Annotated in this window: 21 protein-coding genes and 1 tRNA gene; 15 read left to right on the top strand and 7 right to left on the bottom strand. The window is 71.7% G+C overall.

The window, feature by feature from the left end:
• Window positions 1-6 precede the first annotated feature (6 nt).
• Both JYK18_RS07110 and JYK18_RS07105 read right to left on the bottom strand, forming a co-directional pair.
• Complete coding sequence (locus JYK18_RS07110; RefSeq protein WP_206804065.1) at window positions 7-1,725, bottom strand: diguanylate cyclase; 1,719 nt, start codon at window positions 1,723-1,725, stop codon at window positions 7-9.
• Between the two features lie 98 nt (window positions 1,726-1,823).
• A tRNA-Gln gene (locus JYK18_RS07105) sits at window positions 1,824-1,895 on the bottom strand.
• A 198-nt stretch (window positions 1,896-2,093) separates the two neighbouring features.
• Here JYK18_RS07105 and JYK18_RS07100 point away from each other — a divergent pair.
• Complete coding sequence (locus tag JYK18_RS07100) at window positions 2,094-3,056, top strand: acyl-CoA desaturase (protein WP_206801345.1); 963 nt, start codon at window positions 2,094-2,096, stop codon at window positions 3,054-3,056.
• A 104-nt stretch (window positions 3,057-3,160) separates the two neighbouring features.
• On the top strand, window positions 3,161-3,757 hold the full coding sequence (locus tag JYK18_RS07095) for a TetR/AcrR family transcriptional regulator (RefSeq protein WP_206804064.1): 597 nt from the start codon (window positions 3,161-3,163) through the stop codon (window positions 3,755-3,757).
• On the opposite strand, the gene JYK18_RS07090 is transcribed toward JYK18_RS07095, so the two are convergent.
• Entirely contained in the window at window positions 3,740-4,243 is a 504-nt protein-coding gene (locus tag JYK18_RS07090; protein ID WP_206801344.1) for a cysteine hydrolase family protein, read from the bottom strand. The genes JYK18_RS07095 and JYK18_RS07090 overlap by 18 nt on opposite strands.
• An 83-nt stretch (window positions 4,244-4,326) precedes the next feature.
• On the opposite strand from JYK18_RS07090, the gene JYK18_RS07085 reads away from it, so the two are divergent.
• Window positions 4,327-5,052, top strand: coding sequence for an SDR family NAD(P)-dependent oxidoreductase (locus tag JYK18_RS07085; protein WP_206801343.1), 726 nt, complete (start codon window positions 4,327-4,329; stop codon window positions 5,050-5,052).
• A gap of 67 nt (window positions 5,053-5,119) precedes the next feature.
• On the opposite strand, the gene JYK18_RS07080 is transcribed toward JYK18_RS07085, so the two are convergent.
• Window positions 5,120-6,343: a sorbosone dehydrogenase family protein gene (locus tag JYK18_RS07080; RefSeq protein WP_206801342.1), complete on the bottom strand. Its 1,224-nt coding sequence runs from the start codon at window positions 6,341-6,343 to the stop codon at window positions 5,120-5,122.
• 92 nt (window positions 6,344-6,435) lie between these two features.
• Between JYK18_RS07080 and mfd the strand changes: the two genes are divergently transcribed.
• The 5 genes from mfd to JYK18_RS07055 all read left to right on the top strand — a co-directional run bounded on the left by mfd (window position 6,436) and on the right by JYK18_RS07055 (window position 13,857).
• Window positions 6,436-10,008, top strand: coding sequence for a transcription-repair coupling factor (mfd, locus tag JYK18_RS07075; RefSeq protein ID WP_374194996.1), 3,573 nt, complete (start codon window positions 6,436-6,438; stop codon window positions 10,006-10,008).
• A gap of 51 nt (window positions 10,009-10,059) precedes the next feature.
• Window positions 10,060-11,022 carry a hypothetical protein gene (locus tag JYK18_RS07070; RefSeq protein ID WP_242578992.1) on the top strand — a complete coding sequence of 321 codons (963 nt, stop codon included), beginning with the start codon at window positions 10,060-10,062 and terminating at the stop codon, window positions 11,020-11,022.
• The gene (locus tag JYK18_RS07065; RefSeq protein ID WP_206801340.1) at window positions 11,019-11,978 is read left to right on the top strand and encodes a MazG family protein; all 960 of its coding nucleotides are present in this window, start codon (window positions 11,019-11,021) and stop codon (window positions 11,976-11,978) included. Before JYK18_RS07070 ends, JYK18_RS07065 begins: the two co-directional genes overlap by 4 nt.
• A gap of 444 nt (window positions 11,979-12,422) precedes the next feature.
• On the top strand, window positions 12,423-13,259 hold the full coding sequence (locus tag JYK18_RS07060; RefSeq protein ID WP_374194995.1) for a murein transglycosylase: 837 nt from the start codon (window positions 12,423-12,425) through the stop codon (window positions 13,257-13,259).
• Window positions 13,260-13,269: 10 nt separating this feature from the next.
• Window positions 13,270-13,857, top strand: a complete 588-nt coding sequence (locus JYK18_RS07055) for a class I SAM-dependent methyltransferase (RefSeq protein WP_206801339.1) — start codon at window positions 13,270-13,272, stop codon at window positions 13,855-13,857.
• Here the strand turns inward: JYK18_RS07055 and JYK18_RS07050 are convergent.
• Together JYK18_RS07050 and JYK18_RS07045 are read right to left on the bottom strand one after the other, a co-directional pair.
• Window positions 13,839-14,441 (bottom strand): class I SAM-dependent methyltransferase, encoded by a 603-nt coding sequence (locus JYK18_RS07050; protein WP_206801338.1) that lies wholly within the window; start codon window positions 14,439-14,441, stop codon window positions 13,839-13,841. The genes JYK18_RS07055 and JYK18_RS07050 overlap by 19 nt on opposite strands.
• Window positions 14,438-15,322, bottom strand: a complete 885-nt coding sequence (locus tag JYK18_RS07045) for an NAD(P)/FAD-dependent oxidoreductase (protein ID WP_242578991.1) — start codon at window positions 15,320-15,322, stop codon at window positions 14,438-14,440. The genes JYK18_RS07050 and JYK18_RS07045 overlap by 4 nt, the downstream gene beginning before the upstream one ends.
• A gap of 66 nt (window positions 15,323-15,388) precedes the next feature.
• Between JYK18_RS07045 and JYK18_RS07040 the strand changes: the two genes are divergently transcribed.
• On the top strand, window positions 15,389-15,961 hold the full coding sequence (locus JYK18_RS07040) for a helix-turn-helix domain-containing protein (protein WP_206801337.1): 573 nt from the start codon (window positions 15,389-15,391) through the stop codon (window positions 15,959-15,961).
• On the opposite strand, the gene JYK18_RS07035 is transcribed toward JYK18_RS07040, so the two are convergent.
• The gene (locus JYK18_RS07035) at window positions 15,958-16,359 is read right to left on the bottom strand and encodes a tetratricopeptide repeat protein (protein WP_206801336.1); all 402 of its coding nucleotides are present in this window, start codon (window positions 16,357-16,359) and stop codon (window positions 15,958-15,960) included. The genes JYK18_RS07040 and JYK18_RS07035 overlap by 4 nt on opposite strands.
• A 118-nt stretch (window positions 16,360-16,477) precedes the next feature.
• On the opposite strand from JYK18_RS07035, the gene JYK18_RS07030 reads away from it, so the two are divergent.
• From JYK18_RS07030 to JYK18_RS07005, 6 genes are all read left to right on the top strand, one after another.
• Window positions 16,478-16,939: a glyoxalase/bleomycin resistance/extradiol dioxygenase family protein gene (locus JYK18_RS07030; protein ID WP_206801335.1), complete on the top strand. Its 462-nt coding sequence runs from the start codon at window positions 16,478-16,480 to the stop codon at window positions 16,937-16,939.
• An 81-nt stretch (window positions 16,940-17,020) separates the two neighbouring features.
• A complete protein-coding gene (eno, locus tag JYK18_RS07025; protein ID WP_153029174.1) occupies window positions 17,021-18,307 on the top strand; it encodes a phosphopyruvate hydratase in 1,287 nt (428 codons plus the stop codon).
• Window positions 18,308-18,313: 6 nt separating this feature from the next.
• Entirely contained in the window at window positions 18,314-18,835 is a 522-nt protein-coding gene (locus JYK18_RS07020) for a septum formation initiator family protein (RefSeq protein ID WP_206801334.1), read from the top strand.
• Between the two features lie 14 nt (window positions 18,836-18,849).
• Window positions 18,850-19,374, top strand: a complete 525-nt coding sequence (locus JYK18_RS07015; protein ID WP_206801333.1) for a DUF501 domain-containing protein — start codon at window positions 18,850-18,852, stop codon at window positions 19,372-19,374.
• Window positions 19,375-19,438: 64 nt separating this feature from the next.
• On the top strand, window positions 19,439-20,545 hold the full coding sequence (locus JYK18_RS07010; RefSeq protein ID WP_307795803.1) for a lytic murein transglycosylase: 1,107 nt from the start codon (window positions 19,439-19,441) through the stop codon (window positions 20,543-20,545).
• Between the two features lie 261 nt (window positions 20,546-20,806).
• Window positions 20,807-21,958 carry a lytic transglycosylase domain-containing protein gene (locus tag JYK18_RS07005; protein ID WP_206801332.1) on the top strand — a complete coding sequence of 384 codons (1,152 nt, stop codon included), beginning with the start codon at window positions 20,807-20,809 and terminating at the stop codon, window positions 21,956-21,958.
• Window positions 21,959-21,966: the final 8 nt, after the last annotated feature.

Raw genomic sequence — 21,966 nt, 5'->3', positions numbered from 1 at the left:
CCGATCCTACGTGTGCTCTCGCAGTCCCCACGCCGGGTCGGTGTCGGCGGGCTCGCCCGGCCAGTCCGCGGCGGACTCGCCGGCTTCCAGATAGGCCGAGGCGACCTGGTTCCCGCCCCGGCGTTTTGCCTGGTACATGGCGGCATCGGCGCGGGAGAGCACCTGCTCGGCGCGTTCCTGCGCGCGGATCGAGACAAGACCGACCGAGAGGGTTACCCCGTGCGACAGGTGGTGCGGGAGGGACGCGACGGCCGTCACAGCGCGGCTGAGCGCCTGCGTCGCCGCGGAGACCGGGGCGCCGGGCAGCAGCACGATGAACTCGTCCCCGCCGTAGCGCGCGACGATGTCGTCACCACGCAGGGCGTCCCGCAGCGTGCTGGCGACCACGCGCAGCACGTCGTCACCCTCCGCGTGCGAATGCCGGTCGTTGACGCCCTTGAACCCGTCGAGGTCGACCAGCGCGACGGCGAGCGGGTGTGACGTTGCCGACGAAGCCAGCGCGCGCAGCCGCTCGTCGAGCGCGCGGCGGTTGGGCAGGCCGGTGAGCGGGTCCTGCAGCGCCTGCTGGGTCATCTCGCCGTGCTCGGCGGTCAGCCGCTCGTGCTCGCGGCGCGCGGTGAGCGTGGCGATCTGCGACTCGCGCAGCGTCCACAGCTCGGCCTCCAGCGCGCCCGCGTAGTTCAGCAGCAGCGTGGGGGCCGAGGCCGGGCTGTCCGACTCCTTGGCCAGGTCCTCGTTCTGGTGCGTCTCCAGCTTCGCCAGCTCGCGCACCAGGTTCAGTCGCATCGACGGGTTGGACGTGTCCTCGGCGGCACCCGCGCGGGCCGCGTTCAGCACCTCCAGCGCCTCGTCGCGGCGGCCGATGTGGTCGAGGCACCTGGCCAGCGCGATGGTCACGAGGACCTGCTCGTGCGGGTAGCCGGGCTCGGTGAGCAGGCCGCGCAGGCGGTCGAGGTGGGCAGCCTCGGGCGAGGACAGCGCGAGCGCCGCGGCCAGCACGCCGACCTGGTCGATCGCCGGGACCCCGCTCTTGCGCGGGAACAGGGACTCGGCGAACGGCGCCTCGGCGGCCACCGCCATCGACGCCGCGGTGCGGAACTTCTCCACCGCCTCGTCGTAGCTGCCGACGCGTTCGAGCCGCAGGCCCCAGCCGAGCATCATCTTGACCCGGTTGATCAGCTGCAGGGTGATCTCGTGCGGGCCGGCGCTGTCGCGGACGGCCTGGTGCGCGCGGGAGATGACCTCCTCGGCGGCCTCGTAGACGCCCAGCTGGTTGAGCACCACCCAGCAGTCGATCAGCGCGCTGGCGAGCAGCTTGTCCCAGGCGCGGCGGCCGAGCTGCACGTCCGGGGTGGCGGAGTCGTCCAGGATGGCCAGTGCCCTGGCGATCTCGGTGAGCGCCGCGTCCTCCTGCTCGGCCATCACCATGCGCCGTCCGCGCAGGGCGTGCGCGTCGGCCCGCAGCAGGGCCAGTCCGTGCCTGCGGGTGTGCGCGAGCATCTCGTCGAGCGTGGGCTCGGCGTCGGCGGCCATGCCCTTGGTGACCAGCTTGGCCAGGCAGACCGACCGGAGCAGCTGGGCGACCAGGATCGGCTCACCGCGGCGCTGGGTCTCCCCCAGCAGCTCGTCGAGGGTCTCGATGATGGCGACCTGCTCGGCGTAGTCGCTGCGCTGCACGGTGGCGATGAGTTCGCGGGCACGGCCGACCAGCCAGGCGTCCGACATCTCGATCAGCGCCGGGCGCCGGGCCTGCTGTCTGGGCTCACTCACGTCGTCGTGCAGTGGTTTCAACCCCCTCGGCTGTCTCCGATCGGGCGCGCGTGCTCCGCCGCCAGGATTCGAACCTGAACTGTCAGAACCAAAATCTGAAGTGCTGCCAATTACACTACGGCGGATCGTGCCTGGTCAGGATAGACAGCCCGGACCAGGCCGGGCCACACGGGTTGGCCTCGCGCGCGATCATGCCTGGTGGGCACTGTCACACGCCATTGGACTCTCCCCAGTGAGCACAACTTCCGGTACCGTAACTTACGGCATCGTAGGTAAGGACACCCTTGGTGATGAGGGTTCCACCGTAGGAAGAAGTGACGTGTATGACGGCCACCCTTGACCGTTCCCCCTCTGGCGATTCCCCAGCGGCGAAAGGCCCCAAACCGGTCCTCAGCGGCCAGCGGTCCTTTCCCATCCAGTTCTCGGTCTACCTCGGGGTGATCCTGCCCCTGCTGGCGCTGCTGGTCGCGGTTCCCTTCGCCTGGGGGTGGGGCCTCAGCTGGGTGGACGTCGGGCTCTTCGTGCTCTTCTACTGCATCAGCGGGCTGGGGATCACCGTCTCCTACCACCGCTACTTCACCCACGGCTCGTTCAAGGCGAAGCCGTGGCTGCGGGTGGTGCTGGCCATCGCCGGCAGCATGGCGCTGCAGGGCCCGGTGATCACCTGGGTCGCCGACCACCGCCGCCACCACGCCTTCTCCGACCGCGACGGCGACCCGCACTCGCCGTGGGCCTTCGGCACCACCCCGCTGGCGGTGGCGAAGGGCTTCTGGCACGCGCACATGGGCTGGCTGTTCGAGCGCGACCAGACCAACGCCGAGCGCTTCGCCCCGGACCTGGTCAACGACCCGGCCATCGCGCGGGTGAACCGCCAGTTCGGCCTGTGGACCCTGGTCAGCCTGGCCGGTCCCGGCCTGCTCGGCGGCCTGATCACCTGGTCGTTCTGGGGCGCGGTGACCGCGTTCTTCTGGGCCGGGCTGGTCCGCGTCTGCGTGCTGCACCACGTGACCTGGTCGGTCAACTCGATCTGCCACATGATCGGTGAGCGCCCGTTCACCGCGCGCGACCGGTCGGCGAACTTCTGGCCGCTGGCCATCTTCAGCTTCGGCGAGTCGTGGCACAACCTGCACCACGCCGACCCGACCTCGGCGCGCCACGGCGTGCAGCGCGGGCAGATCGACATCTCCGCGCGGCTGATCTGGATCTTCGAAAAGCTCGGCTGGGCGCACAGCGTGCGGTGGCCGACCCCGCAGCGTTTGGCCCGGCTTTCGACGGAGTCCAAATAACGCTCACCCCCGGACGGTAGGCTTCCCCGGTGGCGGCCAAACGTCGGGGGAAACGTGAAGTGATCACCGGGGCGCGTCCCAGCGCCCCGGTGACCCGTGTCCGGATGACCGGGGCCGAACGCCGCCAGCAACTGCTGGACGTGGCGCGGGCCCTGTTCGCCGAAAAGGGCTTCGAGGGCGCGTCGATCGAGGAGATCGCGCATCGCGCCAACGTCTCGAAACCCGTGGTGTACGAGCACTTCGGCGGCAAAGAGGGCATTTACGCGGTGGTGGTGGACCGCGAGACCCAGCTGCTGCTGGACCGCATGGTGTCCACTTTGCACGGTGGGCACCCGAGGGTGATGCTGGAGCAGGCGGCGATCGCGCTGCTGTCCTACGTCGAGGACTCCCACGACGGGTTCCGCATCCTGGTCCGCGATTCCCCGGTGGCCAGTTCCACCGGCACCTTCTCCACCCTGCTCAACGACATCGCCAGCCAGGTCGAGCACATCCTCGGCCAGCAGTTCACCGCGCGCGGGTACGACGACAAGCTCGCCGCGCTGTACGCGCAGTCGCTGGTGGGCATGGTCGCGCTGACCGGGCAGTGGTGGCTCGACGCGCGCAAGCCGAAGCGGGACGAGGTGGCCGCGCACCTGGTCAACCTCGCCTGGAACGGGCTGTCGCACCTGGAGCACAAGCCGAAGCTACGGCTGAGCCCGTAGCAGTTCGGCGGCGGTGACCACGCGGCCGAGGTGCGGGAAGATCTTCGACACCGCCACGTCGTGGCTTTCGGCGTCGATCGACGTCATCGCGTCGGAAACGGCGACCACTTCGTAACCGAGGTCGAGTGCGGCGCGCAGGCTCGATTCCACGCCGAAATTCGTGGCGATCCCGGCGAACACGACGGTTTCCACGTTCGCCGCGCGCAGTGCCTCGTCGAGCCCGGTGCGGTGGAAGGCGCCGACGGTCCGTTTGGTGATCAGCTTTTCGCGCTCGTCCACGGTGAACACCAACTCGGCGCCGTCGCCGTCCGGATAGTGGTGCTGGACCACGAAAACCGGCGCGCCCGCGGCGTGGAAGGCCGCGCGCACCTCGAGTGCGACGGCGGCCACGCGCTCGCCGGGGTACGGCTGCCACGGCAGCATGCCCAGGGTGCGCGCCTGCAGGTCGACGAGTACCAGTGCGGTGGTGGCCGGGGAAAAGATCATGGGCGCAGGGTAGGGGTGATCCGGTATCGTCGCTGCTGCCGCCGCCATTGAAAGCGCTTACTCAGAGAGCTAGGGGAATACCGATGGGGCAGAGCAGGGAAATCGTCGTCACCGGCGGTGGTACCGGGATCGGGTACGCCGTGGCCGCGAAGTTCGCCGCGGCGGGGGAGAGCGTGACGATCACCGGGCGCCGCGAGGACGTGCTGGCCGAGTCGGCCGCGTTGCTCGGCGCGAAGTACGTGGCCTTCGACGCCGCGGACGCCACCGCGGTCGAGCGGGCGCTGGCGGAACTGCCGGAACGCGTGGACGTGCTGGTGAACAACGCCGGCGGCAACACCGACCGGATCCGGGAGAAGGCCACCGACCTGGCCGGGGTGGCGGACGCCTGGCGGGCGAACTACGAGGCGAACGTGCTGACCGCGGTGCTGGTGACCACCGCGCTGCAGCCGCGGCTCGCCGAGCGGGCGCGGGTGGTGACCATCGGTTCGATCGCGGCGAAGGCGGGCTCCGGTTCGTACGGCGCGGCGAAGGCGGCGCTGGAGTCGTGGAACGTCAACCTGGCCAAGCAGCTGGGCACCTCGGGCGCCACGGCGAACATCGTCGCGCCGGGCGTGGTGCTGGACACCGAGTTCTTCCAGGGCACGCTGGACGAGCAGTGGCTGAAGAGCCGGACCTCGGTGGCGATCAACCAGCGCGCCGGCCAGCCGGACGAGGTGGCCGACGCGATCATCTTCCTGGCGGGGGCGGGCGCCGGCCACATCACCGGCCAGGTGCTCCACGTCAACGGCGGCGCCCACCTCGGCTCCTGAATGCTATGAGTGGGGCATTACTTGCATTCAACGCAAGTAATGCCCCACTCATAGCAATGGCCGGGGCTCAGGCCAGGGTGACCCGCAGGAGCTTGTCGTTGTCGCCGGTGGAGGTGGTGACGTAGAGGGCGCCGTCCGGGCCGGTGCGGACGCCGCGCAGGCGGCCGAACTCGGAGTTGAACTCCGGCGGCAGGTACACGTCGGTCACCGCGCCCGGACCGTCCATGGTGAACACCAGCAGCTTCTGCCCGCGCAGCGCGGCCAGCACCATCCGCCCGTCCAGGTCGCCCCACTGCGGCCCGGTCAGGAAGGCCGCGCCCGACGGCGCCTCGGTGGTCTTGCCCGAGGTCCACGCCTGCGGCACGGCGTCCGGGAACCGCTCCAGGTCGGTCATCGGCACGCTTTCGTCGTACTCGTCCACCGTGCCGCCCTGCGACGGGTCCCAGCCGTAGTTGCCGCCCGCCTTGACCAGGCTCAGCTCGTCGAAGTTCGTCGGGCCGTGCTCGGAGACGAAAACCTGCCCGGTGCCGGTGCGCACGGCCACGCCCTGCACGTTCCGGTGGCCGTAGGTGTAGACGCGCCGCTCGTTCGCGTTCGCCGAGGAGGTGAACGGGTTGTCCGGCAGGCCCTCCCCGGTCTTCAGGTCGATCCGCAGCACCTTGCCGCCGAGGTTCGTCCGGTCCTGCGGCACGTCCGGGTCGTCGGCCGCGTCACCGGTGCCGACGAGCAGCGCGCCGTCCTCGGCGATGGTCGGGCGGCAGCCGCTGTGCCTGCCGTTCGGGTTCACCGGCATGCCGGTGAGCACGGTCCGCACGCGCTGCGCCGAGGCGCCGTCGGCGGACAGCGTCCAGGTGATCAGCCGGACGTCGGTCGGCGTCTCGCCCTGCTTGAAGTTCTGGCAGGTGGTGAACTCGCGCGACTGCGCGAAGTCGGGGTGGACGACCAGGCCGAGCAGGCCGCTCTCGTGCTCCACGAACAGGTCGCCGAAGTCGGCCTTCACCTCGGTCGCGGTGGCGCCCGGCTGGAGCCCGGAGACCAGCGCGATCTTGCCGGGCCGCTGGGTGACCAGCGCCTTGCCGTCGGGCAGGAAGCCGATGTCCCAGCCGTGCGTGAGGCCGCTGGTGACCTCCTCGACCTTCAGCGCCCTGCTGCCCGCCTTGCCCGCGGGGGCGGCGTTGGACGGCGGTGGCGTTGGGGTGGCGGCTTCGGGTGCGGGCGGCGCGTCCGTGCAGGCCGAGGTGAGGGCGACCAGTGCGCCGATCATCGCGATTCCGACTTTTCGTGCGGGCATGGCGCCCAGCATGCCCGGTGGTGACCGGCCGCGAAAGTGTCGTCCGGGGCACGTAGGCTGGTCAGGACGCACCAGGTGAGGGGAAGTTTCCGGTGAGCGACGCCGTTTTGTCCGGTCTCGTCGAGTCCACCCTGTCCGGTTCCGCGCTGCGCCCCGTGCTGGAGCGCGCCGGTGCCCCGCTGCTCGAACTGCAGGGTCCGACGGCGGCGCGGCAGCTGGTCGCGGCCGTGCTCGCCGCGCCGGGCGGGGCGGGCAGGCCGGTGCTCGCGGTCACCGCCACCGGCCGCGAGGCCGACGAACTGACCTCCGCCCTCTCCGCGATGCTCGGCCCGGACGCGGTCGTCGACTTCCCGTCCTGGGAGACGCTCCCGCACGAACGGCTCTCGCCGCGCGCGGACACCGTCGGCCGCCGCCTCGAGGTGCTGCACCGGCTCAACGGCCCCGACCAGGGCGGCCTGCGCGTGGTGGTGGCCACCGTGCGCAGCCTGATCCAGCCGATGGCACCCGGACTGGGCACGCTGGCCCCGGTCGAGCTGACCGTGGGCGAGGAGCAGGAGTTCGAGGGCGTGCTCGCGCGCCTGGTCGAGCTGGCCTACACCCGGGTCGACATGGTGGAGAAGCGCGGGGAGTTCGCCGTGCGCGGCGGCATTCTGGACGTCTTCCCGCCGACCGCCGAGCACCCGCACCGCGTCGAGTTCTGGGGTGACGAGGTCAGCGAGATCCGTGCCTTCGCGGTGTCGGACCAGCGGTCGCTGCCCGGTGAGATCGCCGCCGTGGTCGCGCCGCCGTGCCGTGAGCTGCTGCTCACCCCGGAGGTCAAGGCGCGGGCCGCCGAGCTGGCGCAGACCCACGCCGCGGACGCCCAGCTGGCCGAGATGCTCACCAAGCTCGCCGACGGGATCCCTTGTGAGGGAATGGAAGCGCTCATCCCGGTGCTGTGCGCCGGCGAACTGGAGCTGCTCACCGACGCGATGCCCGCCGGGACCCACGTCCTGCTCGCCGACCCGGAGAAGATCCGCGCGCGGGCGCACGACCTGGTCCGCACCGGACAGGAGTTCCTCGAAGCCTCGTGGACCACGGCCGCCGTCGGCGGCTCGGCGCCGATCGACCTCGGCGCCTCCGCCTACCGAGACCTCTCCGAGGTGGCCGCGCACGCACAGGACACCAAGCGCCCGTGGTGGACGCTGTCGCAGCTGACCACCGAGGGCGAGGACGTGGTGCACGTCGCGGCCGAGGCCGCACCCGCCTACCGCGGGGAGTTCGAGCGCGCGATCACCGACCTCCGCGCGCACACCGCGGCCGGTGGCGCGGCGGTGGTGGTGGTCGCCGGGCACGGCACGGCCAGCCGGGTGACCGAGCAGCTCGGGGCCGCCGAGGTGCCCGCGCGCCAGGTGGACCGGCTGGAGAAGGCGCCGGAGACCGGCTTCGTGACGATCACCTGCGGTGGCCTGGTCGACGGCTTCGTGCTGCCGGAGCAGGCGCTGGTGGTGCTCAGCGAGGCGGACCTGACCGGCCGCGGCGCCGGCGCCGGAACGTCCACAAGGGACCTCAACACCAAGATGCCCTCGCGGCGCCGCAACGCGGTCGACCCGATCGCGCTCAAGGCGGGCGACTACGTGGTCCACGACCAGCACGGCATCGGCCGGTTCGTGGAGATGGTGCAGCGCACGGTGGCCGGCGCCACCCGCGAGTACCTGCTGCTGGAGTACGCCTCGTCCAAGCGCGGCCACCCCGGCGACCGGTTGTTCGTGCCGACCGACCAGCTCGACGAGGTCTCGCGCTACGTCGGCGGTGAGCTGCCCACGTTGAACAAGCTCGGCGGCTCCGACTGGAAGAACACCAAGGTCAAGGCCCGGAAGGCGGTCAAGGAGATCGCCGCCGAGCTGGTCCAGCTCTACGCCGCCCGCCAGGCCGCGCCCGGCCACGCCTTCGGCCCGGACACGCCGTGGCAGAGCGAGCTCGAGGACGCCTTCCCGTTCACCGAGACCAACGACCAGCTCGCCGCCATCGACGAGGTCAAGACCGACATGCAGCGCGGGGTCCCGATGGACCGGGTGATCTGCGGTGACGTCGGCTACGGCAAGACCGAGATCGCCGTGCGGGCGGCGTTCAAGGCGGTGCAGGACGGCAAGCAGGTGGCCGTGCTGGTACCGACCACGCTCCTCGCGCAGCAGCACCTGAGCACCTTCGCCGAGCGCATGCAGGCGTTCCCGGTGACCATCAAGGGCCTGTCGCGGTTCACCTCGAAGGCCGAGTCGGACCTGGTGCTCGAAGGGCTGGCCGCGGGCGAGGTGGACATCGTCATCGGCACGCACCGCCTGCTGCAGACCGGTATCCGCTACAAGGACCTCGGCCTGGTGATCGTGGACGAGGAGCAGCGGTTCGGCGTCGAGCACAAGGAGCACATCAAGGCCCTGCGCACGCACGTCGACGTGCTGACCATGTCGGCGACGCCGATCCCGCGCACGCTGGAGATGTCGCTGGCCGGCATCCGCGAGATGTCCACCATCCTCACCCCGCCGGAAGACCGGCACCCGATCCTGACCTACGTCGGCGGTTACGACGACAAGCAGGTCGGCGCCGCCATCCGCCGCGAACTGCTGCGCGACGGCCAGGTGTTCTACGTGCACAACCGGGTTTCGTCGATCGAGAAGGCGGCGAAGCGGATCCGCGAGCTGGTGCCGGAGGCGCGGGTGGTCACCGCGCACGGGCAGATGAACGAGGAGAAGCTCGAAAAGATCATCGCCGGGTTCTGGGAGCGCGAGTTCGACGTGCTGGTGTGCACGACGATCGTCGAGACCGGGCTGGACATCTCCAACGCGAACACGCTGATCGTCGAGCGCGGCGACCTGCTCGGCCTGGCCCAGCTGCACCAGTTGCGCGGGCGCGTCGGCCGCGGGCGCGAGCGCGGGTACGCGTACTTCCTGTACCCGGCCGAGGCGCCGCTCACCGAGACCGCGCACGACCGGCTCGCCACCATCGCGCAGAACACCGAGCTCGGTGCGGGCATGGCGGTCGCGATGAAGGACCTGGAGATCCGCGGCGCGGGCAACATCCTGGGCGCCGAGCAGTCCGGCCACATCGCGGGCGTCGGCTTCGACCTGTACGTGCGGCTGGTCGGCGAGGCGGTGGACGTGTTCCGCCGCAGCGCGGGCGCGGAGCCGCTGGAGGACGAGGCACCCGCCGAGGTACGGGTGGACCTGCCGGTGGACGCGCACATCCCGCACGACTACGTGCCCGGCGAGCGGCTGCGGCTGGAGGCGTACCGCAAGATCGCCGCGGCCACCGACGGCGCGGCGCTGGACGCGGTCCGCGAGGAACTGGTCGACCGGTACGGGCAGCCGCCCGCGTCGGTGGGCCGGTTGCTGGCGGTGGCGCGGTTCCGGCACGCCTGCCGCGCGGCGGGCGTGACCGAGGTGTCCACCCAGGGCAACAGCATCCGGTTCGCCCCGCTGCCGCTGGCGGATTCGCAGCTGGTGCGGTTGAAGCGCTTGTACCCCAAGGCGATGTACAAGGCGGTGACGCACACCGTGTCGGTGCCCAAGCCGACCGAGGGCCCGGCGGGCGGGCGGATGGGCGCGCCGCCGCTGCGTGACGAACCGCTGCTGGACTGGTGCACCAAACTGCTGGAGTCGCTGGCGAAGGCGCCCGCCGCGGTCGGTTGACGAACCGGTCGTTCCCCAGCGGTGAACTGATGTGAGAGGGTAGGCGCTGTGATGCGGATCATGGGTCGCCCGCGGGCGCTGTTCGCCGTTCTGACCACGGGAGTTCTGCTGGCCGGCTGCGGTGCCGGGCCGAGCCAGGTGGACTCGGCCGCGATCGTCGGGGACCGGTCGGTGCCGCTGGAGGCGGTGCAGCAGGAGATCGGCTGGCTGCTGGACAACTCGCCGGACGCGCAGCAGGCGCAGCAGCAGCGCAAGCTCGACCTGAACGCCCGCATGGTGGTCGACGGCCGCATCCAGCACGAGCTGATCACGATCGCCGCGCAGCGCGAAGGCCTGCGCGCGGACCCGGTGCAGGTCAACGAACTCATCGAGCGCAGCGGCGGCGCCGCGGCCATCGCGCCGCGGGTGAACACCTCGGCCGACCGGGTGCCCGAGTTCGTTTCCGACTTCCTGCTGACCCAGCAGCTGGGCGCGAAGTACGCGGGGACGCTGTCGGTCGACGTGGTCGGCACGGTGATCACCGAGGAGTCGCCGGGCTCGACCGCGAAGGACCAGGCGCTGGCGCTGGCGAAGAAGATCGCCGAGCAGCCGGAGCGGGCCGGTGAGGTGATCAGCGAGTCGAACTACCGGGTGCTGGACCAGCCGCTGAGCGTGGCCGCGACCCAGGGCGAGCAGGGCGGTGCCGAGGCGCTGCCGGGCAGCGCGTTGTTCGGCGCGAAGCCGGGCACGGTGGTCGCGGTGCAGCCGAGCCAGCAGCAGGCGGGCTGGCTGGTGGCGCTGGTCAAGGGTCGCAACACCGCGACCCCGGCGCCGCAGACCCCGATCGCGCCGGACTCGGAGGCGGTCTATCAGCTCGGCAAGCGGCTGCTGCAGCCGATCGCGGAGGAGCTGGGCGTGCGGGTGAACCCGCGGTACGGCGTGTGGGACGTGGCGAGCATGTCGGTGCTGCCGAACGCCGACGAGGCGACGGGCTACCAGTTCCCGGCGAAGGCCGTGCAACCATTGCGTCCATGAGCCCTTCGCGCGCGACGGTCATCCTGGCACCCGCGGCACTGCCCGCTGTTCTGCCCGCCGCCGCGTGGCCCGCGCTGCGGGCGGCCGACGTGGTCTACGCGGGTGGTGACCTGCCCGAGGTGACCCGGGTGGCGCTGGACGCGAAAGCCGCTCCGGCGCCGGAGGAACTGTTGCGCACCACCGGTTCCGTGGTGCTGGTGGTGGCGGATCGCGCGGAACCGGGGGCGGCGGCCCTGCTGCGCGCGGGGGCGGCGCTGGTCTCGGTGCCGGTGCCCGCGGTGGTGGACGCGGTGGCCGTGATGGACAAGCTGCGGTCGCCGGGTGGTTGCCCGTGGGACGCCGCGCAGACGCACGATTCGCTGCGGCAGTACCTGGTCGAGGAGACCTACGAACTGCTGGAGGCCATCGAGGACGGCGACCGGGCGGCGCTGCGCGAGGAACTCGGCGACGTGCTGCTGCAGGTGTTGTTCCACGCGCGCGTGGCGGCGGAGTCGGCGGAGGACCCGTTCGACATCGAGGACGTCGCGGGGGAGCTGGTGGCGAAGCTCGTCGGGCGGCACCCGCACGTGTTCGCCGGGGACGAGGTGGTCCACACCGCGGAGCACCAGCAGGTCCGGTGGGAGGAGCTGAAGCAGACCGAGAAGCGCCGGGAGTCCATTGTGGATGGTGTGGCGCTGGGGCAGCCTGCGGTGGCGCTGGCGGGGAAGCTGGGGCAGCGGACCGGGCGGGCCGGGTTGCCGTACGACCTGTTCCCGGCGGGGGACGGTGAGGCGGAGAGGCTGTTCCGGCTGGCCGCCGGGGCGCGGCGGGGCGGGGTGGATCCGGAGGGCGCTCTTCGGGAGGTCGCGAAGCGGTTCGCGGCGGATGTGCGGGCGGCGGAAGTGGCGGCGAAGGCGGCGGGGATCGAGCCGTTGACGTTGGAGGCGGAGGGGTGGCGTCGGTTCTGGCCTCGGTGACGTGTGGCGGGGCGGGGGGCCACCCCGATTTTTAGTGTGACTACGGCGAAGGCCTCGATGTCAAGGCGGGAAAGATGCCTTGACATCGAGGCCTTCGCCGTGTTTTGGGCTGTGGATCGGGGATGGGGAGGTCTGGGCTCGTAGGTGGTCGGTTGTCGTCGCCGGGTTGCGTGATGGCCGCTCGGGGTGCGTTAACGCCGTTCGGGTTGCGTCACGTCCGCTCGGGTCGCGTCTGCTCGGGTCGGGTCGGGTCGCGTCTGCTCGGGTCGCGTCATGTCAGGTCGGGTCGGGTCACGTCCGCTCGGGCGCGTCCTGTCACGAATGTGGCTTTCGAGGCATCTGGCGTCTCGAAAGCCACATTCGTGACATCGCTCGGGTGGGGGACGAGGGGCTACTCGCAGCATTGCTGGGCCGCGGTGGGGGTGGGGCACGTAACCTGAACGGGTGGTCGAACCCTCCTCCTCTGTTGAGGCGTTGCCTCGGTCGCCGCGGCCTCGGCGCGGTGGGTTGCTGCCGCGGCTTGCGCTGGTGGCGACGCTGGTCGTGGCTGGGCTGGTGCTCGTGCTCACCATCGGCGTGACCCGCAACGAGCAACGGGATCCCGAGAACACCCCGCCCCTGCCGGTCCCCGACCAGCGTCCCCAGCCCGGGGTGGCCGTGCCCAAGGCCGCCCTCCCGGCCCCCGAGGACCGCCTCAACGCCTCCGACCAGGCCGAGCTCGACGCCTGGGCGCAACGGGTGGGCCGCGCGACCTCGGTGCCCGAACGCGTGCTCGCCGGGTACGGCAAGGCCGAGATGTGGATGCGCTCGCAACAACCCGGCTGCCACATCTCCTGGGCCATGCTGGCCGGCATCGGCCGCGTCGAGTCGCAGCACGCCGGGTTCGGGGGTGCCGAGGTGGGCCCCGACGGCCGCGTGACCAAGCCGATCATCGGCATCCCGCTCGACGGGTCGCCCGGCGTCAAGGCCATCCCGGACACCGACGGCGGCAAGCTCGACGGCGACACCCAGTGGGACCGCGCCGTCGGCCCGATGCAGTTCCTGCCCACCACCTGGCAGCGCCACGCCGCCCGCGCGGCCGGTGACGGCGGCACCCCCGACCCGCAGAACATCGACGACGCCGCGTTGACCGCCGCCCGCTACCTCTGCTCGTCCGGCGGTGACCTGAGCAAACCGGACGGCTGGTGGAAGGCCGTGCTCACCTACAACGAATCGGTCTCCTACGGCCAGGACGTGTTCAGCGGCGCCGACGCCTACGCCGCCGCGATCCCCGCTCAGTAGGATTCCGATCATGGGGCCCGCATTCCTGTTCGACGAGCAAGCACCCGCCTACGACGCCAACGGTTTCCACGACCTGGTCGCCACCGAGTTGGTCGCCGGTCTCGAACCGCCCGCCGAGCACGTGCTCGACGCGGCCACCGGTACCGGAGCTGCCGCCTTCGCCGCGTTGCGGCTGCTCGACCCGGCACGCGTCACCGCGGTCGATCTCTCCGGCGGCATGATCGAACGCGCGAAGCAGCGTGCCGCCGAACTCGACCCGGCGGGCCGGATCGACTGGCGCACCGGGTCCGCCGTCCCGGCGCCGGTGTCCGAAGTGGACCTGGTGCTCTGCGCCTCCTCGCTGCACTTCCTCGGCCTGCCAGCACTGGAAGACTGGCTGCGCGTGCTGAAGCCCGGCGGCCGGGTCGCGTTCACGCTGCCGTATGCCGGGACCTTCAACCCGTCCGGGCCGATCGCCGAGCACGTCGCCGCCGACCTGCCCATTCCGTCCGATGTGGACGAAGCGGCCGCGGTCGCGGCCGGCTTCGCCGAGGTGCGGGTGCGGCGCTGGGAGGCCGACGACCGCGTGGTCTTCCTGGTCTACGGCCGCAAACCCTGACGCCGCAGGCGGAGCAGGTTGTCCAGGCCGGTACCCGCCTTGCTCTCCGGCCGGGACACCACCTCGTCCTTCTCGATCGTCCAGTCCGGGCCGAGCGCGAGATCGGCCAGCACCTCGGCGGTGGTGGGCAGCGGCCCGTGCTTCGGGTGCTCCCCGGCGTGCCCGATGATCAGCAGCAGCCCGCCAGGAGCCACCGCCGCCTTCGCCGCCTGCGCCAGAATCCGGTTCCGCTCGCCGTCCCCGGCCACCGGTGAGTGCAGGAACGCGGCGGTGACCAGGTCGAACTCGCCGTCCGGATAGGACAGTGACAGATCGTGCTGCTGCCAGGCGACCCGCTCGGTGACCCCGGCGTCGGCGGCGTGCGCGGCGGCCCGCTTCAACGCGGTGGCCGAGGCGTCGACCCCGGTGGCCCGCCAGCCCAGCGACGCCAGCCAGATCACGTCGGCGCCCTCACCGCAGCCGAGGTCCAGCGCGGTGGACGGCGGCAGGTCGGCCGCCTCCCGCACCAGCAGCGCGTTCGGCTGACCCGACCACACCTCGCGCTCGGCGTAGAAGTCCTCCCAGAATTCGATCGCCTGGCTCATTCACCCGCTCCGATCAGGTCCGCGTGCATCGCGACGGCCGCCCGCGCGCCGTCCCCGGCGGCGGTGATCACCTGCGCGCGCAGGTCGACCACGTTGCCCGCCGCCCACACCCACTTCACGCTGGTGCGCCCGCTCCCGTCCACCTCGACGAGCCCGTCCTCGCCGTGGGCGCACCCGAGTCCGGTCAGGATCCGGTCCTTCGGCACGAACTTCGGCGCCAGGAACACCGCGTCCCGCTCGACCACCGTGCCGTCGGTCAACTCCACCCCGCGCAGCCGGTGCTCCGCGGTGACCAGCCGGGACACCGGCCCGGAGACCACCTTCACGCCACGGGCGCTCAGCCGGGCCAGCCCGTCGGCGTCCGGCGGGTTCTGGTGCCCGAAGAACACCACGTCGTCACTCCACTCGCGCAGCAGTTCGGCGTGGTGCACCGAGTTCGGCGACGTGCCGAGCACGCCGATCCGCTGGTCGCGGACCTCCCAGCCGTGGCAGTACGGGCAGTGGTGCACGTCGATCGCCCACAGCTCGCGCACGCCGGGCAGTTCCGGCAACTCGTCGGTCAGCCCGGTGGTCACCAGCAGCCGCTTGGCCGCCAGCTGCCGCCCGTCGGCCAGTTCGACGGTCCGGTCGTGCCGCACCCGCCGCACCACCCCGTCGACCACCTCACCGCCGTAACCCTCCACTTCGGACCGTCCGATGGCGAGCAGCTCACCGGGCGGCACGCCGTCCCTGGTGAAGAAGCCGTGCACACCGTCGGCCGGGGCGTTCCGGGGATTGCCCCCGTCGACCACGGCCACCCGCCTTCGCGCCCGCGCCAGCACCTGGGCCGCGTTCAACCCGGCCGGCCCGCCGCCGATGATCACCACGTCGTATTCGCTCATGTCCCCGAGCATCCGCAGCCCCGGAGAATCTGGCAAAGAACTTTGCCGTTCTGGCAAAATCGGGGGATGTCCGAGATCGAGCAGGTACTCAGCGGAGTCGGCCCGCGACTGAAGGCGCTGCGCCGCGAGCGGCGGATGACGCTCGGCGCGCTGGCCGAGGCGACCGGTATCGGGCAGAGCACGCTGTCGCGGCTGGAGTCCGGCCGGCGGCGGGCCACCCTGGAGCTGCTGCTGCCGCTGGCCAGGGCGTACCAGGTCCCGCTGGACGACCTGGTCGGCGCGCCGGCCGTGGGTGATCCGCGGGTGCGCATCGAGGCGAAGCAGGCCAACGGCATGACCATGATGGCGCTGAGCAAGCGGCCCGGCCAGCCGCAGGCGTACAAGCTGATCGTGCCGCCGCGGTACGAGCCGGACCTGGCGGTCCACGAGGGGTACGAGTGGATGTTCGTGCTGGACGGCAAGCTGCGGCTGATCCTCGGTGACCGCGACATGGTGCTCGGGCCGGGGGAGGCCGCCGAGTTCGACACGCGCGTGCCGCACTGGTTCGGCGCGGCCGGTGACTACCCGGTCGAGCTGCTCTCGCTGTTCGGCAAGCAGGGCGAACGCGCGCACCTGCGGGCGAAGGCGGCTCCGCGCTAGGCGTTGTCCTCACGCAGCGCCAGGCGGGCGGTCAGTTCGGACACGCCGTCCTGGTAGTCGGCCACCGGGTACATCGCGTTCGCCATGCGCATCTGCCCGAGCGCTTCGGCGAGCCTGCCCAGGCGCTGCAGCGTGCGCCCCAGCACGAACCGCGCGTAGTGGTCGGTCGGGTCCAGCTCGACCACCCTGGTCAGCGCGGCTTCGGCGTGGCGCAGCTGGGCGGACAGGAAGTAGGCGCGCCCGGCCAGCAACTGCACGCTCGGCTTGTCCGGTTCGGCCGCGAGCACCGGCTCCAGCAGCTTCAGCGCTTCGAGCGGGCGGCGCGCCCCGACCAGGTGCTCCGCTTCGCGGAACGCCGCGAAACGGTCCTCGGCCGGGTCCTGCTCGTGCGCAACCATGGTCCGTTCGACGGTACCCGCGCTCCCGGACCCGCGCGACGGCCGAGCTGGTGATCAACCTGGCACGGAGGAGGGGGTGTGCCGCGCGCCGGGCTTTCCCATGGTGGACTAACCGGTCATGAGCGATGGGCACGAACAAGGGCCGCGGTACCTCGGGCTGGCCCCGTACCTCTACTACACCGACGCCACCGAGGCGCTGGACTGGCTGGTCAGGGTGTTCGGCTTCACCGAGAAGGTGCGGTTCGTCGACGCCTCCGGCGTGGTCTTCCAGGCCACCCTCCAGGCAGGCGACGCCGACGTGCAGCTGGCGGGCGCCGGCTCGGACTACTGGGAGTCGAAGGGCGTGGACGGCCCGGTCGGCCAGCTCAACATCGTCTACGTGGACGACGTCGACGCGCAGTACACCCGGGTCTGCGCGGCGCTGGGCGAGGACGCCGACGTGGCCCCGCCGCAGGACCAGCCGTACGGTGCGCGCGTGTTCACCGTGCCCGACTGCGGTGGCAACAGCTGGACCTTCTGGCAGCAGGTGTCCGACCAGGTCGAGCTGCCGGCGGGCTGGCAGGTCATCCGCAACGGGTGACGTGAGCCTCCAACGGGTGACCCCCGGCAACGGCTACGCTGGGCGGCGTCGAGGCTGGGACAACCGGACGAGGAGCAAGGCGTGGCGGTAATCGAGCAGGTAGGCGCGCGCGAGATTCTGGATTCGCGCGGCAACCCGACGGTCGAGGTGGAGGTGGCCCTCGACGACGGCACGCTCGCGCGGGCCGCGGTCCCGTCGGGTGCGTCGACCGGTGAGTACGAAGCCGTCGAGCTGCGTGACGGTGACACCGCCCGCTACGGCGGCAAGGGCGTGGAGCGCGCGGTCGCCGCGGTGCTCGACGAGATCGGCCCCGACCTGGCCGGGGTGGACGCGGTCGACCAGCGCATCGTCGACCAGAAGCTGGTGGACCTGGACGGCACGCCGGACAAGTCCCGCCTGGGCGCGAACGCCATTCTCGGTGTGTCGCTCGCGGTGGCCAAGGCCGCCGCGGACTCGGCCGAGCTGGAGCTGTTCCGCTACCTCGGCGGGCCGAACGCGCACGTGCTGCCGGTGCCGATGCTGAACATCCTCAACGGTGGCGCGCACGCCGACACCGACGTGGACATCCAGGAGTTCATGATCGCCCCGATCGGCGCGGAGTCCTTCCGCGAGGCGCTGCGCTGGGGCACCGAGGTCTACCACTCGCTCAAGTCCGTGCTCAAGGGCCGCGGCCTGGCCACCGGCCTCGGTGATGAGGGCGGTTTCGCGCCGAGCCTGAAGAACAACCGCGAGGCGCTGGACCTGATCATCACCGCGATCGAGAAGGCGGGTTACGCGCCCGGTCGCGACGTCGCGCTCGCGCTGGACGTGGCGGCCACCGAGTTCTTCGGCGACGGCGCCTACAGCTTCGAGGGCGCGAAGAAGAGCGCCGAGCAGCTGATCGGCTACTACACCGAACTGGTCGACGCCTACCCGCTGGTCTCCATCGAGGACCCGCTGGGCGAGGACGACTGGGACGGCTGGGTCCGGCTGACCGCCGAACTGGGCGAGCGCGTCCAGCTGGTCGGCGACGACCTGTTCGTGACCAACCCGGAGCGCCTCGAGGACGGCATCACCCGCCGCGCGGCGAACGCGCTGCTGGTGAAGGTCAACCAGATCGGCACCCTGTCCGAAACGCTGGACGCGGTGTCGCTGGCCACTTCCTACGGCTACAAGTCGATGATGAGCCACCGGTCCGGCGAGACCGAGGACACCTTCATCGCGGACCTGGCGGTCGCCACCGGCGTCGGCCAGATCAAGACCGGCGCGCCCGCCCGCGGTGAGCGCATCGCCAAGTACAACCAGCTGCTCCGCATCGAGGAGACGCTGGCCGACGCGGCCAGGTACGCCGGTGACCTGGCCTTCCCGAGGTTCACCCCGGAGTCCTGATCCAGCATGGCCGAGCGCGGCGGAAGAAGCCGGGAGCGCACCGGCGGGCGGGCGAGGAAGACCTACGCCCGCCGGCCGGAGCGCGTGCACCGGGAGGGCAGGCGGGCCCGGCTGCGGCGGGGCTGGAGCGCGAAACGCGCTTCGGGTGCCGCCCGCGTGCTCGGCCTGTCGAACACCCGGCGCGCGGCGGTGGTGGCGATCGTGGTCTGCGCGCTCGCCTTCACCATCGCCGTGCCGCTGCGCACCTACCTCACCCAGCGCTCGGAGGTCTCCGAGCAACAGCAGCAGCGCGAGCGGCTGCGTGACGAGGTCGCCCAGCTGGAGGCCCGCAAGGCCGAGCTGGCCGATCCGGCCCAGGTGCAGGCCGAGGCGCGGCGCCGGCTGCGCTACGTGATGCCGGGCGAGACCCCGTACATGGTGCAGCTGCCGGAGGACAAGCAGCAGGCACCGAACCAGGGCCCGGCCGAGCAGGCACCGCCGCCATCGGGGCCGTGGTACGAGCGCCTGTGGGACCAGGCGACGGGGTAGTTACGCTGACCGCCGTGAGCAGCACCGAAACCCCCCACTTCGAACCCGTCACCGAGCAGGACAAGGCGGTGATCGCCGAGCAGCTCGGGCGCCCGCCGCGGGCCCTGCGCGCGGTGGCCGCCCGCTGCCCGAGCGGGCACCCCTCGGTGGTGCAGACCAGTCCGAAACTGGAGAACGGCACCCCGTTCCCCACGCTGTACTACCTGACCTGCCCGCGCCTGGCCTCGATGGTCGGGCGGCTGGAGGCGTCGGGACTGATGAAGGAGATGACCGACCGGCTCGGCGAGGACGAGGAACTGGCCGCCGCCTACCTTCGAGCGCACCAGTCCTACCTGGCGCAGCGCGACGCCATCGAACCGCTGGGCCACGAGGTCACCGCGGGCGGTATGCCGGGGCGGGTCAAGTGCCTGCACGTCCACCTCGCGCACACGCTGGCCTGCGGGCCGGGCGTGAACCCGTTCGGCGACGAGACTTTGGCGCTGTTGCAAGCCGAAGGCTGGCCGTCCGGTGACTGCGCGTCTGTCGCAAAAGGACAGTAACGGCGGCGGGCCGGTCGGAGATAACTCAACCGGGTAGGGATCTGCAGGGAAAGGCGTTCTCGGCGTGCGGTTGTTCGCGGTCTCCGGCGCGGCCGGTGAGGTGTCCCAGGAATTCGGTCTGCGCCACCGCACGGCCTTCGCCGTGCTCGGTGGCCTCATCGCGGTCGCGCCCACCTTCGGGCTGACCGGCGGGACCGAGGGCTGGCTCGACAACGTCGGGCAGATCGTGCCGCCGACCGGTGGTGGTGATCCGGGCACCGGCCTCGTCGGCGTGGACGGCAGCCTGCCGCAGCCGCCCGATCCCGAGGCGCTGCTCGTCGACACACCGCCGCCGGGTCAGCTCGGCATCCCCGGTTCCGCCCTGCGCGCCTACCAGAACGCCGCGAACATCCTCGCCTCCGAGCAGCCCGCCTGCCACATCGACTGGGCGCTGATCGCCAGCATCGGCCGGATCGAGTCGAACCACGCGCGCGGCGGTTATCTCGACGAGAAGGGCAACACGCTCGAACCGATCCTGGGCCCGGTGCTGGACGGCGTCGGCCCGGTGGCCGCGATCCGCGACACCGACGGCGGCCGCTACGACGGGGACGTGGTGTGGGACCGGGCGGTCGGGCCCACCCAGTTCATCCCGTCGACCTGGCAGGGCTACGCCTCGGACGGCAACGCCGACGGCGTGACCGACCCGAACAACATCTACGACGCCACCCTCGGTTCCGGTCGCTACCTCTGCTCGGGTGGCATGGACCTGGCGAACCCGGAGCAGTTGCGCACCGCGATCTTCCGCTACAACAACTCCGACACCTACGTGGCCACGGTGATCCGCTGGGCGGAGGCCTACCGCACCGGGGTGACCCCGCTCCCGGACAGCGAGGTCCCGGTGGGCGCCGCGGGGGACCCGGTCGCCTCCGCGCCCGCGCCCGCACCGGTCACCCCGCCGCCCGCACCGGTGGACCCCTCGGTGCCGGGGCCGTCGAACCCGCCGGGACCGGGCGAGCCGGGCCCGTCCCTCCCGCCGTCGCAGAGCGAACCGCCGCCCACCTGCGAATCGACGCCGCCGAGTTCGTCGGCACCGCCGTCTTCGAGCACGCCGCCCCCGTCGTCCTCGCTGCCGCCGTGTGAACCGAGCACGCCGCCTTCGTCGTCACCGAGTTCGGCTGGGTCGGTACCCTAAGTACCCGGTTGCGGGTCTGTACAACGAAAGTACTGGGCCATTCGGCCGCCGATTGTTGCCGTTCGATGAACGGAAGCGCCGGGTTTGTGGAAATCTGACAGAGCCGCGGGCTTTTGCGCGTTGCCGGTGTTTTCGCCCACTTCACATCCGGCATGCTGAGCTACCAAGTGCGGTGACGGCGCGGACGTGGAGGTCTTCCGGGTGCGGGTGTGGCAGAGGCGCGGGACACGCGCCGGACAGAGCAGACGACGGACGCGGGCGATGGCTTGGGGGGCACCGCTACTGGCGTTGCCGCTCATCGTGCCCGCCAGCGGGATCAGCGGGCTCAGCCTGCTCGGCCAGGAGACCGGCCCCGCCCGCTACCTGAACGCGCAGGGCCAGCCGGTGGACGCGCAGGGCAATCCGCTCAGCGTGAACGGCAGCCTGCCCAACGGCGACTCCATCGGTGAGCAGCTGCTCGCCGACGCGGCCAACGCCGACGCGCTGAACGGCAACGCCGGCCTGCCATCGGGCCCGCTCGGCATCCCCGGTTCCGCGCTGAAGGCGTACACGCGGGCCGCCGACCACCTGGCGGCCAGCCAGCCCAGCTGCAACATGCACTGGTCGCTGCTGGCCAGCATCGGCCGCATCGAATCCGGGCACGCGCGCGGCGGCAACGTCGACGTCGCCGGGCACACCAGGGCGCCGATCCTCGGGCCGGTGCTGAACGGCGTCGGCCCGGTGGCCGCGATCAGCGACACCGACGGCGGCGCCTACGACGGCGACACCGTCTGGGACCGCGCGGTCGGCCCGATGCAGTTCATCCCGTCGACCTGGCAGGGCTACGCCTCCGACGGCAACGGCGACGGCGAGCGCAACCCGAACAACATCTACGACGCCACCCTCGGCGCCGGTCGCTACCTGTGCTCGGGCGGGCTGAACACCGCCGACCCGGCCCAGCGCGCCACCGCGGTGTTCCGCTACAACCACTCCGACTCGTACGTGCGCACGGTGCTCACCTGGGCCGAGGCGTACGCGAAGGGCGTGCACCCGACCACGGACCACCAGGGCCCGATCCTCGCCGCCCCGCAGGCCCCGTCGGGTGGCGGCGCGCCGGGTGAGGTGCCGGTGCCGCAGGTTCCGCCGTCGACCGGCCCGACCAGCCCGCCGTCGACCTCGAACCCGCCGTCGAGCGGCAACCCGCCTTCGAGCAGCAACCCGTCGATCCCGAGCACGACGAACCCGCCGTCCAGCAGCAACCCGCCCAGCTCGTCGAACCCGCCGTCGTCCTCGAACCCGCCGTCGAGCACGCCGCCGGAGACGACCACGCCGCCGGACTGCGTGACGCCGGAGCCCGGCACCACGCCGGAACCGCCCGCCGAGGGCGAGCCGCCGTTGTGCGAGGACACCTCCTCCGAGGCGCCGACTCCCTGAGAACTCGG

Source organism: Amycolatopsis sp. 195334CR, from assembly GCF_017309385.1.
Lineage (GTDB): Bacteria > Actinomycetota > Actinomycetes > Mycobacteriales > Pseudonocardiaceae > Amycolatopsis.
The sequence above is the reverse complement of the archived record's forward strand: the minus strand, read 5'-3'. Positions and strand labels throughout refer to the sequence as shown.